This window comes from Campylobacter hyointestinalis subsp. lawsonii (assembly GCF_013372165.1).
Classification (GTDB): Bacteria; Campylobacterota; Campylobacteria; order Campylobacterales; family Campylobacteraceae; genus Campylobacter; species Campylobacter lawsonii.
In genome coordinates, this window is record NZ_CP053828.1 from 1,246,589 (window position 1) to 1,259,766 (window position 13,178).

Here is a 13,178-nt window from a genome sequence, read left to right on the forward strand (position 1 = left end):
TAAATAATGGCAGAAAAAAGAAAATATAGCAAAAAATATTGCAAATACACTGAAGCTAAAGTTGAGTTTATAGATTACAAAGATACAGGGCTTTTAAAATACTGTTTGTCTGAAAGATTTAAAATTATGCCTAGACGTCTTACAGGCACAAGTAAAAAATACCAAGAGATGGTTGAAAAAGCTATAAAAAGAGCTAGGCACGTTGCGCTTATACCTTACATAGTTGATCGTGATAGTGTTGTAACAAATCCTTTCGAAGGTCTATAATACCAAATTCGGTCGAAAACTCCGACCGAATTTATAACTTTCATCAAATTTAATAAATCAAAAATTCCTTATTAAATTTATTAAAATAAATTTAGCTCATTAATCAGAGCCAAATTTATTTAAACCAGCTTTTTATCTTATCAAAAATACTATTTTCACTAGTAGTTCCACTCGTGACGCCGAAACTTTTTTGTAATTTTTCCAAAAGCTCTTTTTGCTCATCAGTAAGCTTTTTAGGTGTATCTATTGCTATTTGGACTATAAGACGACCATTTCTTTTCGTATGTGCATTTTTTACGCCTTCATTCTCAAAAATAAATTGCTGTTTGTCTTTTGCTCCAACTGGAAGTTTAAGATCCGCATCACCTCTTAAAGTAGGGATTTTTATTGTTTCACCTAGCATTGCTTGAGTAAAAAATACTGGTATTTCTATATAAACGTCATCGCCGTTTCTTACAAAATGATCATCATCTTTTACATTGACCCTAACATAAAGATCGCCAGTGCCATTTAGTCCTTTGTTTCCTTTTCCAGATACTCTTATACGATTCCCAGTATCTACGCCCTCTGGTATGCTTATTTTTATGCTATTTTCTTCTTGCTTAAATCCATTGCCACCACAATCTTTGCATTTTTCTTTTATAGCTTCACCGCTACCATTACAATACGGACAAGTTTGAACAAAACTCATAAAACCTTGTCTATGACTGATCTTTCCACGTCCTGCACAGTGAGAACAAGTTGCTTTCTTGCCGTCTTTTGATCCTGTTGCGTTGCAAGTTTGGCAAGGCGTTTTAAAACTATATTTTATCTCTTTTTCGCATCCAAAAACAGCTTCGTTAAACTCAAGATTTACGATAGTTTCGATATCTAAGTTGTATTTATCTGAGCTTCTTCTATCTCTACTACTAAAGCCACCGCCAAAAAATGAGCTAAAAATATCGCCCAAATCAAAATCGCTGTCAAATCCGCTAAATCCATTTGAATTTAATCCGTCTTTTCCGTATTTATCGTAAATATCTCGTTTTTCGCTATTGCTTAGAACTTCATAAGCTTCGTTTATGAGTTTAAACTTCTCTTCAGCTTCTTTGTCGCCTTGATTTCTATCTGGATGATATTTTAGAGCTAGTTTTCTATAAGCTTTTTTTATAACTTCAGCATCTGCGTCACGTGAAATCTCTAAAATTTCGTAGTAATCAAACTCCAAATCATTTCCTTTTATCTAAATTTAAATCGCATATTCTATCAAAAAAATACTTATATAATGCTAACCGTTAGATTTAAACTTAATAATGCCTATCTTATGATTTATAAAAAATAAAATTATTGCTCAAATTTATTTAAAGTTAATAATTTAATTAAAAGATGTTACCATTTTTTGATATAATATTTACTAAAAATATTAGGAGCACAAAATGATAAACGTGTTGATGATAGAAGATGATCCGGAATTTGCTCAAATTTTATCTGAATATCTTTTAAAATTTAATATCAAAGTTACAAATTATGAAGATCCGTATTTAGGAATAAGCGCTGGTATAAAAAACTATGATCTGCTTATCTTAGATCTTACCTTGCCTGGAATGGATGGTCTAGAAGTATGCAAAGAGATCAGAGAAAAATACGATATTCCTATCATTATCAGTTCAGCTAGAAGCGACGTAAATGATAGAGTAGTAGGTCTGCAAATAGGGGCTGATGATTATCTACCAAAACCTTATGATCCAAAAGAGATGCATGCTAGAATCATAAGTTTGATCAGAAGATATAAAAAAACAAATGAAATTCAAGAAGTAGCTACTGATAGTGCATTTAAAGTCGATGAAAAAAGACACGAGATTTCATACAACAACGAAGTTTTAACGCTCACTCCAGCAGAATACGAAATACTAGAATATCTCATAAAACAACATAGTTTTTCTGTATCTAGAGAACAACTAGTATATCACTGCAAGAGCCTAAAAGACAAAGACTCAAAAAGCCTAGATGTCATAATAGGACGTCTAAGAACAAAGATAGGCGATAGTTCAAAATCGCCAAAACATATATTTTCAGTTCGTGGAATCGGCTATAAATTAGTAGGATGAGATACTCTTTAAGTACAAAAATAACCGTTATTTTTGCTATTGGTTTTAGTGTTATATGTATTTTGTTTTCAATGTTTGCAAAACTTCAACATGAAAGTATGCTTGATAAAGTAAAGGAAAATCAGTATAACGCTATAAACTGGTTACTTGCACTTTATAAAAAGTCAAATATGCCAGAAGACTGGGAGAAGTATTTTAAAAACTTCAATCTCTCATACGTTACTGATTTAAATTTAAAAAAAGATATTTTAGAAAAAGGCGATCTAATAGAAAGAGCCGACACACCACTTGGCAGAGTAGAAACGATATTTTACGATAATGATCTGTTTTTAAAGATCAGAAATCAAAGTGTGACAATAATACTGCAAAATACCCTAAAAAGTGGAAACGACTCACTTATTATAGGATTTTTACTTACTATTGCACTTTTTATCTCTTTATATATATCGATATTTAGAAGTCTTATTCCATTAAAACAACTCAGAAAAGATATCAGAAAATTTGCAGCTGGAAATATGGATAGTATATGCTGTAAAAATATAGTCAAAGGCGATGATGAAGTAGCGGAAGTCGCGTATGAGTTTAACAATGCAGCTTGCAAAATAAAAGAGCTTATTATGTCTAGACAGCTCTTTTTAAGAACCATTATGCATGAGCTAAAAACTCCTATCGGAAAAGGTATGATAGTAAGTGAGATGTGTGAAGATGAAACACAAAAAAATAGACTTATAGCTATATTTGAAAGACTAAATATACTAATAAATGAATTTGCTAAGATCGAACAACTACTTAGCAAAAGCTGCTCTTTACAATACGAAAAATATCACTTTAGCCTAATCTTAGATCAAACAAAAGATATACTTTTATTAGATAATTTTGATAAATATGTAACACTTACACTTAAATCTGATCCGGTTTTGAGGGTTGATTTTCAGCTATTTTCACTTGCCATAAAAAACCTTATAGATAACGCACTGAAATATTCGGACGATAAACATGCATTTATAATATGCGATGATGATGAAATTCAGATAAAAAACAAGGGTCCAAAACTAGAGAAATCTATAGAGTATTATAAACAAGCATTTATAAGAGACACTAGCTCAAAGAATTCTGGAATGGGGCTTGGACTATATATCATAGAACATATTTGCGATATGCATAAATTTAACTTAGAATACAAATATGAGGACGGATATCATATATTTTGTATTAAATTTAAAAAGATAGAAGATGCCAAAACTAAAGCTTGAAAAATTTGACGCCTTAGTGGCGTGTTTTGAAAAAATACCAGGAGTTGGTAAAAAATCAGCTTTAAAATACGCATACAGCGTATCGCTTGAGGACTCGTTTTTAGGGCTAAATTTAGCCCATACTATAGAAGATTCCGTGCGTTTTTTAAGACATTGTGCAGTATGTGGCGGAATAAGCGAAAATGAAATTTGCAATATCTGTAGCAGTGAAGATAGACAAAAAGAAGTCATTTGCATAGTAGAAACTCCAAAAGATATACTTACTATAGAGCAATCAGACTCGTTTGATGGAGTGTATTTTGTATTTGATGATGTAGATAAAATAGACTCTCTTAAAAAAATGATAACAAAAAATAGCGCAACTGAGATCATCTTTGCATTTACACCTAGTATAAATAGCGATGGAATAATGCTATATATAGAAGACAAACTAAAAGATTTTAGCTTAAACTTTACAAAAATAGCTCAAGGAATTCCAACTGGCGTAAGTCTAGAAAACGTAGATATGCTCTCTTTGACAAAAGCCATAAAAGATAGAAGAACTATCTGAGTAAAAAAGCTTCACTCATATATTTTTTTATAGTTTTAGGATCAAATTTATTTTCGTAGAATAGATTAAAAGCAAGCACTGCTTGATATAAAAGCATATCCTTTCCGTCTTTGCATATCAGCCCTTTTTTGGTTGCTAAATTTAAAAAAGGCGTATTTTTATTATAAATAACATCAAATGCAAATTTAGAATTATCAAAAATTTGGCTTAGCATTTTCTCATCTATCCCAAAATCATTATTTAATAATCCAGCCGGTGTTGTATTTACTACAAGATCATAAGCTTTTAAACGATAATTTTCTTTTGTGTAAAAATTATACTCTTTAAACATTAAAGACTTATCGCTTCTATTTAATATATCAATATCTATACCACTTTTTTTCATAGCATAACTAATGGCTTTTGATGTTCCTCCAGCACCTATAACAAGAGCTGACTTGATAGCTTTAAATTCGCTTATGGCCATCATAAACCCAGGAGCATCTGTATTAAAACCGTAAATCTTACTATTTCCTTTAACCAGCGTATTTACCGAGCCAACACTATTTGCAAAATCATCTACTTCATCGCAAAGACGAAAAGCAGTTTCTTTATGTGGTATTGTTATATTTGCTCCGCTGAGTTTAAATTTATTAAAAACTTCTACTAATTTTAAGCCATCTTTTAAATGAATTCTTCCATAAAATCCATTAAGACCCAAACCTTGCAAAGCAAGGTTATGAAGTCTTGGAGAAATGGAATGGTTTATAGGATCACCAAATACTGCAAAATATCTCAATTTACTTAACTCTGTATATAAATGCGTTATTTGAAATATTTTGTTTGATCTTATCCATATTTGATGAAATATCATTATCGTTAAAAGGACCTATCAAAACTTTTATTGTATTTTTGCCATTTACAGTCGTTTCATAGATGTGATAATTTAGCCCATTACTTTCAATCTTTTTTATAAGAGGATTATTCGGACTAAATTTAGAGATAGAAGCGACTTGAATGTATTTACCTACTGGAACAGATTTGCTAACGTTTTTTTTCTCTTTAGAGACATTTTTAGTAGTTACTTGTTTTGGTGTAGCTTTCTTAGTCTCTGTTTTTTTGGCTTGTTCTGCTTTAGGCTTTAAAACAACATCTGTTTTTGGCGTCTCTTTTACTTGCGGTTCTGGAAGTTTTGTTTCTATCGGAGCTGTTTCATTGTTATTTCCAAGCTGATTATTTTTATAATCATTTACTATAGACTCAAAATTCTCTTTAGAAATATCAGAAGATATAGGAACTTGCTCAAATATCTCATTATTAGTTGTAGTTTGTGGCTCAACTTTTAGCTGCGGTTCAGAAGGCAATACTAGATCATTTGCAACCTCGCTCGTGTTGTTTGAAGATCCATTTAGTAGCTTCATTATTATAAGTATAACTACAAATAAGATAACTAAAGTAGCTATACCTATAAGTATCTTTCTTATTTTTCCAGATTTATCATCATCGTTTTTGTCTAGCAAGATGTCTTGCAGACCATTGTTTTCTTCCATCTTATCTCCTTTACATATGTTTAGACCAACTAGCCCCACGCTCTTTTTGATATAGCTCATAAGGCAACGCTAATATATTAAACTCCATAGGCACATCAAAAGTAGGAAACATTCTCCACTCTTTAGGAAGTTTTTGTGATAGCATTATAGATAGCTTATTTGCCAACTGACAACCTTCATTTAAAGTAGTATGCCCCTTATGCACATAAAGATGCAAATGCCCAGGAGTTTTACTCTGATAGGCGGTAAAATTTATAAAGCCCTCTTCTCTAAGTAATAGCTGCGCTTTATGCCAAAATCTTTCAGGGGTTCTGCCATTATAATCAAAAACTATATTTTCGACTTTATTGTCTTTACTGATCAAAGAATGGGCGGCTATGATTTTACCATCTTCATGATCTTTTTGCACACTATAACTAAGAGGTTCATTTATCCTTTCAAATTTATCAAAAAAATAACGACCCTTGTATTCTATCTTTTGTAAAATTGTATCACGTTTTATAAAATAATGATCTGTTATCATTTTAATTAGAGTAAGATCTATACTTTGCATTAAAACATCGCCTTATTATAAATAATAAATTGATGAGCTAAATCTTTTAGTTCGGCTTTTATTTTTTCTTGTTTTGAAGTGTTATTTATATCATCTAAAACATCAGCTATACGATTTGCGATAAGCTCAAACTCGCTCTCTTTCATACCTCTTGCAGTAAGTGCTGGACTACCTACTCTTATACCGCTTGTTATAAATGGGCTTCTAGTCTCTCCTGGAACTGTGTTTTTATTTACTGTTATTCCAGCATTACCAAGAGCGATATCGGCGTCTTTTCCACTAAATTCTTTATTTAAAAAGCTTACTAAAACAAGGTGATTGTCTGTTCCGCCACTTACTAGATCATATCCTCTTTTTATAAGTATTTCGCCTAGTTTTTTAGCGTTGGCTTTTACTTGCTTAGCATAAACTTTCCATTCATCGCTTAAGTTGTGTTTAAAACCTACTGCTTTACCAGCGATTACATGCATAAGTGGTCCGCCTTGAATTCCTGGAAATATAGAACTATTTATTTTTTTAGCAAATTCTTCATCATTTGTCATAATGATACCGCCTCTTGGGCCTCTTAGAGTTTTATGTGTTGTAGAGCTTACTACATGGCAGTGTGGAAATGGATGAGCGTGCTCGCCGGCTACTACAAGACCTGCTATATGGGCAACATCAGCAAAAAGATATGCTCCCACGCTATCGGCAATCTCACGGAATTTCTTAAAATCAATCTCTCTTGGATACGCACTAGCACCACAAACTATCATTTTTGGTTTTACGATATTTGCTATCTCTTCTACTTTATCGTAGTTTATACGTCCATCAAGCTCCACACCATAAAAAAAACTCTCATAATTTTTGCCTGAGCTTGAAACTTTTGCTCCATGAGTTAGGTGTCCGCCATGACTTAGATCCATACCTAAGATTTTATCGCCCGGTTTTAAAAATGCCCCATAAACACCTTGGTTTGCTTGACTGCCACTATTTGGTTGAACATTTGCAAACTCACAACCAAATAGTTTTTTGCATCTATCTATGGCAATTTGTTCTATCTCATCTACAAACTCGCAACCGCCATAATATCTTTTACCAGGGTAGCCCTCAGCATATTTATTTGTAAGTATTGAGCCCATAACTTCCATAACTTCTGGATATGTGAAGTTTTCACTAGCTATCATCTCAAGATGGTCGCATTGTCTAGTAAGCTCTTTATTTACTAAAGAGTAAATATCTTTGTCAAAAGTTTCTAAATTCATATTATTCTCCTTGATTTTCTGTTTTTAATGGTTTCATAGCCGGAAAAAGTATAACATCTCTAATTGATTTTTTATTTAATAAAAGCATAACTAGTCTATCTACCCCAAGTCCCCAACCTACAGTCGGAGGCATAGCATATCCAAGTGCTTGACAATAGTCTTCATCCATCTCGTGAGCTTCGTCATCGCCTGCATTTTTTGCTTCGATCTGTGCTTTAAATCTTCCATATTGATCTATCGGATCATTTAGCTCATTAAACGCATTTGCAAGCTCACGTCCAGCAATAAACAGCTCAAATCTCTCAGCCACACTACTATCTTTATCGCTTCTTCTTGAAAGCGGACTTATAGAGATAGGAAAATCCACTATAAAAGTTGGATTTATCAGCTTGTCTTCTACATAGTTATCAAACAACTCAGCTTGTAAATGTCCAAGATCTAGCTTGTCGTTTGCTTCAAATTTATCTTCTCTTAGTTTGGCTAGAATTTTTTCTTTATTTGTTACGATATCTCTGCTTACACCGCCTATTTCTACTATAGCATCTATATAATTTACTCTAGCAAACGGCTTAGAAAAATCTATCATCTTACCATCAAATTCTATTATTTTAGGTAAATTTAGTTTATCTAATAAAGTAGCAAAAAGCTCTTCTGTTAGATCCATAACTTCAAAATAATTATGCCACGCCCAGTAAAACTCAATGCTTGTAAATTCCGGATTATGAGTAAGATCCATACCTTCGTTTCTAAAGCAACGATTCATCTCAAACACCGCTTCCATACCGCCTACAACAAGCCTTTTTAGATAAAGCTCTGGTGCGATCTTAAGATATCTATCAACATCAAGAGCATTATGATGAGTGATAAATGGCTTAGCATTTGCGCCACCTGCAATTGGATGCATCATAGGTGTTTCGACCTCTAAAAATCCTCTATCTTCAAAAAATCTTCTTATGGTGCTAATGATGAGCGAACGCTTACAAAAGTCGCTTCTAACGTCTTTATTCATTATCATATCAAGATATCTTTGGCGATATCTCATCTCGATATCAGTAAGTCCATGAAATTTCTCTGGAAGTGGGCTAATGGCTTTACTGGCTAATACTATCTTACTAGCGTGGATACTAAACTCTCCTGTTTTTGTCACAAAAGCATAACCTGTGACTAAAACGATGTCTCCGACTTCAAGATTTTTTTTAAATTTAGTATAATCTTCTTCGCCGATACTTCCTAAAGAGTAATAAATTTGAATATTATCATCTTCATCTTCCATATTTGCAAATGTTGATTTTCCGGCTACTCTTTTGAGTTTCAAACGTCCTGAAATAGTTACTTCTTCATCTGCTTTTTTTTCTTCCATATCCAAATCTTTTATGTATGCAAATTTATTTTTAAACTCGCAGATACTCATATCTTTTTTCAAAAAATGCGGATATGGATTGATGCCTTGTTTTCTTAATTCATCAGCCTTAGCTAACCTTGTTACTTCTAATTCATTCTCAAAAATCACTTAATATACCTTTATTTCCTTTTTTGTTTTTCTATCTTCACAAGCCGAACAGACGCCATAAAGCTGCATCATATGTCCAGTAAGTCTAAAACCATTTTCTTTTGCTATTATCATCTGTCTTTTTTCTATAGTAGGGTCTTCAAATTCTATTATACGACCGCAACTCCTACATATCATATGGTCATGATGAGGCTTTGTGGCTAGTTCGAATTTTTTACCTTGAGCCCCAAAACTTATAGAAGTCACCATTCCTGATTCTTCTAATAAATTTAGTGTTCTATATACAGTGGCTATTCCTAAATTTAACTCCGGATGCTCATCTTTAATATATAAATAAAGCTGCTCAGGCGTAAAATGATCGCTGTTATTATATAAAGTTTTTAGTAAAACTTCTCTTTGTTTAGTGTATTTTAGAGCATTGTCTCTTAGGACTTTCTTGAAACGCTCTAAAAGAGTATCATATTCTATATTTTCTACGCCGATCACTATTTCTCCTTTATGTTATTGTCGGTATCAGATATGTTATTGTCAGTACCGGTCATATCTAATATCTCTTGTTTGGTTTGATTTATATCAACATTCATTATAAATCTACCGCTAGATAAAAGTATCGGATAAACTTTACTTCCATCAAAATACGGCTCTATTTTTTGGCTAAGAATATTTATATTTGAAATAATCGCCACAAATATAGCAAATACCAAAAATATTTTTGCACTACCTACAAAAAATCCAAGTATCCTATCTAAAAATCCCAAACCGCTAAACGTAAGCATTTTTGAGACTAAATTTCCAGCTATCAAGCATACCACCCAAAAGATAATAAGCGTTGCTAAAAAGCCAAAAAAGAAAGAAGAAGATTCATTTAATTTATAAATATGATCACTGATCAAACCGCCTACTAAAGTAGCATTTCTGCTTGCTACTAAAACGCCGCCTATAAGACCTATAAGCCCAAAAATTTCTTTGACAAAACCGTTTATCAACCCTTTTATGCCAAGGATCACAACTAAAGCTATGACGATGATGTCAAACCAAGTCACTAAATTCATCATTATAAATGCCCTATCTTTCCTATTAATTCTTGTTTATTTGTCGAGTATCTAAGGGCATTATCTTTTGTTATAAGCCCTGATTTAAATGCTCTTTCCATATCTTGAGTTTGCGTTTGCATACCGGTATTTTGCTGATTTAACTGCAACTGAGAATAAATTTGATGTATTTTATTCTCTCTTATTAAATTTGATATAGCAGGATTGTTGATAAGTATCTCATGTATGGCTATCCTACCACCGCTAGTTAATGGAACTAGTGCTTGAGATATGACAGCATGCAAAGATATACTAAGCATATTTCTTATCTGAGATTGCTCACTCTCATCAAAACTATCTACTATTCTATTTATAGTCTGTATGGCTGAGTTTGTATGCAAAGTGCCAAATACCAAATGCCCTGTTTCTGCTGCAGATATGGCTATAGATATAGCTTCTATATCACGCAGATCGCCTACTAATATAATATCTGGATCTTCCCTAAGAGCATACTTTAAGGCACTAGCAAATGTCTTTGTATCGGTTCCTATATTTCTATGAGAAAAGAGAGATTTTTTATTTTTATGAACAAATTCTATAGGATCTTCTATAGTAATGATATGCTTTCTCTCAGTTAAGTTTATCTCATTTAACATAGCTGCTAAAGTAGTTGATTTGCCACTACCAGTAGGTCCTGTGACCAAAACAAGCCCTTTTTCTCGTTTTACTATATCCTTAAATATCTCAGGAGCTTTTAGATCATCTAAACTTGGGATTTCTAAAGGAATCATACGAAAAGCCGCAGCCAAACTACCATTCATAGTATAATAGCAATTTCCCCTAAAACGACCTATGCCTGGCAACTCTATAGAAAAGTCTAATTCTTTATTTTCTTCTAGTTTGCTTTTTTGTGAGTCCGTAAGCACCGTATAACATAAATTTTCTACTTCATCTCCATCTAAAATTCCGCACTGCAAAGGTCTCAAAACTCCACTTATACGGATCTGAGGTTCGCTTCTAGCGACTAGATGTAAATCACTACCTTTGTTATAAGCCAAGGTTTTTAGAAGCTTTTCTATATTTATACTCATTTAATTACTCTATGATTTTTGGAACTTCAAAATATCTATCTTCTTTTTTTGGAGCAAATTTAAGTATAGTATCAATAACGTCCGATTCATTTGGGATATCTTCCCTAAAAGGAGTTCCACCGCTAATAGTGCTTATCGTAGCTTCTATATTGTCCAAATTTAACTCATTTAGCACTTCGACAAAATCCACGATTTTTCCTAATTGTTCTTTAAATTCATTGCGATTTTGCTCAGGTATCGTAAAAGCACTCAGCTTTTCAAGCTTTTCAAGCATTTTATCATCAATTTGCATAATCTCTCCAGCTAACGTTTTTAGACAATTATAACACATTTTATCTTGAATTTGTTGTGGAATCACAAATAAATTATCAAAATTATCCATATTTTGAAAAATACAAATTCAAATTAATACCAGACTATAAAATTACAAAATTTATAAAGGATTATACAAGATAAAATATGATAGAATTGCCAAAATTTATATTTTAAGGAAACGATTTTGCCTATAAAAGATGATATCGGCTACATTAAGAATGAACTAAGCTCAGAGGAACATTTTTTAGAAAACGCTATAAGAAGTGAGAGATTTTTAAGGAAAAACAAAAAAATCATTCTAGTTATCGTGGCGATTTTGGTTATTTTATCGGTCGGTTATACTATAAATAGCTATGTAAAAGAGTCAAATTTAAGCAGTGCAAATGAAGCTTATAATAAACTTTTAATATCACCAAATGACCTTACTGCTATGAATACTTTAAAAAATAAAGCACCATCTTTATTTGCGCTTTACGCGATAAAAAACGCAACAGATACAAATAACACAAATCTTTTAGATGAGGCTTTAAGCTTAGATATAGATCCGCTTTTAAAAAATATCATAGAAAATAGTAAAAATCAGAGCACCGATGGGGTTTTATCAAGTTATGACGCACTCTTAAAAGGTTTTGATCTGCTAAAACAAAATAAGATAAATCAAGCAAAAATAGAGTTTGCAAAAATCCCAAATAACTCTCCACTAACTCCTATATATAAAAATCTAGAACATTATCAAGGAAAATAGAACAATGAAAAAATTACTGATCTTTACGGCTTGTGCTTTGCTAATATTAACCGGTTGTACTACAAAAAGACAATATTTTGAGCCGACTGAAGTTTCAAAAGAGATGAGTTATACAGATAATCTTCCTTCTAGCATAAAATATACAACAAGAAATGGTGCTACGCTTGAAGATGGTGAAATAATCACAAAAAATGGTCTATCTAAAAATATAAAATTGGCTAAAAATGACAGCTTTATCGGCGAATTTGAAGGTAAATTTATCGTCTCAAATTTAGATGGAACACTTAAAGTCATAGATAATACTCAAACTATATATGAAAGAAAATTTAATAACGCAATCATTTCAGCGTCCATAGAAGGACAGATGCTTGCAGCACTTAGCTCAAATAACACTATATATCTTATAGATATAAACAGTGATAGTGTAAGCTTGCAATACACTATAGGCGACACATACGCCCAAGACTCTAGAGCGGCCGCGCCAGTATTTTTAAATTCTATCATCATATATCCTACATTAGATGGAAAAATAATGATAGTAGATAGAGCAAAAGGAGCGATAATAAGAGACGCCGTAGTAAGTAGCGAACCATTTTTTAACAATATCATCTTCTTAGACATTATACAAGATAAAATGTTTGCGGCAACTGCTACTAAGGTTATGATGATTAGCCCAAATAATACAAAATATTATGACGGACAGATAAAAGATGTTTTATTATATCAAAACAAAATATTTATTTTTCTAAAAGACGGTAATATCGAAGTTACCGACTTAGAACTAAATTCTTTAGCGAAAAAAGAGTTTAAATTTGCTATTTTTTCAAATATCATACCAAGTGGCGATAATTTATATATATTTGAGAAAACAGGCTACCTTATCAAAACAGATCTAGATCTAAAAAATAGCGAAGTTATAGAGCTAAACTCAGAAATAAAAGATAAGAGTTTTGCAGGAAAACGCGCATTTTATTATGATGATAAGATTTTAGAAATCAGATAA

General features: G+C 32.2%; 16 protein-coding genes. 6 read left to right on the top strand and 10 right to left on the bottom strand.

Annotated features, from left to right (window positions below; genetic code table 11):
• Positions 1-6: 6 nt before the first annotated feature.
• A complete protein-coding gene (rpsR, locus tag CHLWT_RS06340; protein ID WP_034962670.1) occupies positions 7-267 on the top strand; it encodes a 30S ribosomal protein S18 in 261 nt (86 codons plus the stop codon).
• A 115-nt stretch (positions 268-382) separates the two neighbouring features.
• On the opposite strand, the gene dnaJ is transcribed toward rpsR, so the two are convergent.
• Positions 383-1,474, bottom strand: a complete 1,092-nt coding sequence (dnaJ, locus tag CHLWT_RS06345; protein WP_111996353.1) for a molecular chaperone DnaJ — start codon at positions 1,472-1,474, stop codon at positions 383-385.
• Between the two features lie 208 nt (positions 1,475-1,682).
• On the opposite strand from dnaJ, the gene CHLWT_RS06350 reads away from it, so the two are divergent.
• From CHLWT_RS06350 to recR, 3 genes are read left to right on the top strand one after another with little or no spacing between them, the layout of a single operon-like run.
• On the top strand, positions 1,683-2,354 hold the full coding sequence (locus tag CHLWT_RS06350) for a response regulator transcription factor (RefSeq protein WP_034962668.1): 672 nt from the start codon (positions 1,683-1,685) through the stop codon (positions 2,352-2,354).
• Positions 2,351-3,607, top strand: a complete 1,257-nt coding sequence (locus CHLWT_RS06355) for an ArsS family sensor histidine kinase (RefSeq protein WP_063997955.1) — start codon at positions 2,351-2,353, stop codon at positions 3,605-3,607. The genes CHLWT_RS06350 and CHLWT_RS06355 overlap by 4 nt, the downstream gene beginning before the upstream one ends.
• Positions 3,588-4,157: a recombination mediator RecR gene (gene recR / locus CHLWT_RS06360; RefSeq protein WP_063997954.1), complete on the top strand. Its 570-nt coding sequence runs from the start codon at positions 3,588-3,590 to the stop codon at positions 4,155-4,157. The genes CHLWT_RS06355 and recR overlap by 20 nt, the downstream gene beginning before the upstream one ends.
• Here recR and CHLWT_RS06365 read toward each other — a convergent pair.
• The 9 genes from CHLWT_RS06365 to gatC are packed head-to-tail and all read right to left on the bottom strand — an operon-like array spanning position 4,150 to position 11,407.
• Positions 4,150-4,935 carry a shikimate dehydrogenase gene (locus tag CHLWT_RS06365; protein WP_112000408.1) on the bottom strand — a complete coding sequence of 262 codons (786 nt, stop codon included), beginning with the start codon at positions 4,933-4,935 and terminating at the stop codon, positions 4,150-4,152. The genes recR and CHLWT_RS06365 overlap by 8 nt on opposite strands.
• A 1-nt stretch (position 4,936) precedes the next feature.
• Complete coding sequence (locus tag CHLWT_RS06370; protein WP_112000387.1) at positions 4,937-5,686, bottom strand: SPOR domain-containing protein; 750 nt, start codon at positions 5,684-5,686, stop codon at positions 4,937-4,939.
• A gap of 10 nt (positions 5,687-5,696) precedes the next feature.
• A complete protein-coding gene (locus CHLWT_RS06375; RefSeq protein ID WP_063997952.1) occupies positions 5,697-6,239 on the bottom strand; it encodes a DUF1882 domain-containing protein in 543 nt (180 codons plus the stop codon).
• Positions 6,239-7,483 carry a serine hydroxymethyltransferase gene (locus CHLWT_RS06380; RefSeq protein WP_063997951.1) on the bottom strand — a complete coding sequence of 415 codons (1,245 nt, stop codon included), beginning with the start codon at positions 7,481-7,483 and terminating at the stop codon, positions 6,239-6,241. Before CHLWT_RS06380 ends, CHLWT_RS06375 begins: the two co-directional genes overlap by 1 nt.
• 1 nt (position 7,484) lies before the next feature.
• Positions 7,485-8,990 carry a lysine--tRNA ligase gene (lysS, locus tag CHLWT_RS06385; RefSeq protein WP_244948813.1) on the bottom strand — a complete coding sequence of 502 codons (1,506 nt, stop codon included), beginning with the start codon at positions 8,988-8,990 and terminating at the stop codon, positions 7,485-7,487.
• A gap of 3 nt (positions 8,991-8,993) precedes the next feature.
• Positions 8,994-9,476 (bottom strand): Fur family transcriptional regulator, encoded by a 483-nt coding sequence (locus CHLWT_RS06390; protein WP_176320883.1) that lies wholly within the window; start codon positions 9,474-9,476, stop codon positions 8,994-8,996.
• 2 nt (positions 9,477-9,478) lie between these two features.
• Positions 9,479-10,048: a CvpA family protein gene (locus CHLWT_RS06395; RefSeq protein ID WP_244948767.1), complete on the bottom strand. Its 570-nt coding sequence runs from the start codon at positions 10,046-10,048 to the stop codon at positions 9,479-9,481.
• Positions 10,048-11,115, bottom strand: coding sequence for a type IV pilus twitching motility protein PilT (locus CHLWT_RS06400; RefSeq protein ID WP_063997948.1), 1,068 nt, complete (start codon positions 11,113-11,115; stop codon positions 10,048-10,050). Before CHLWT_RS06400 ends, CHLWT_RS06395 begins: the two co-directional genes overlap by 1 nt.
• Positions 11,116-11,119: 4 nt before the next feature.
• Entirely contained in the window at positions 11,120-11,407 is a 288-nt protein-coding gene (gene gatC / locus CHLWT_RS06405) for an Asp-tRNA(Asn)/Glu-tRNA(Gln) amidotransferase subunit GatC (protein ID WP_112000716.1), read from the bottom strand.
• 207 nt (positions 11,408-11,614) lie between these two features.
• Between gatC and CHLWT_RS06410 the strand changes: the two genes are divergently transcribed.
• Positions 11,615-12,175, top strand: coding sequence for a hypothetical protein (locus CHLWT_RS06410; protein ID WP_112000717.1), 561 nt, complete (start codon positions 11,615-11,617; stop codon positions 12,173-12,175).
• A gap of 4 nt (positions 12,176-12,179) precedes the next feature.
• On the top strand, positions 12,180-13,178 hold the full coding sequence (locus CHLWT_RS06415; protein ID WP_063997945.1) for a hypothetical protein: 999 nt from the start codon (positions 12,180-12,182) through the stop codon (positions 13,176-13,178).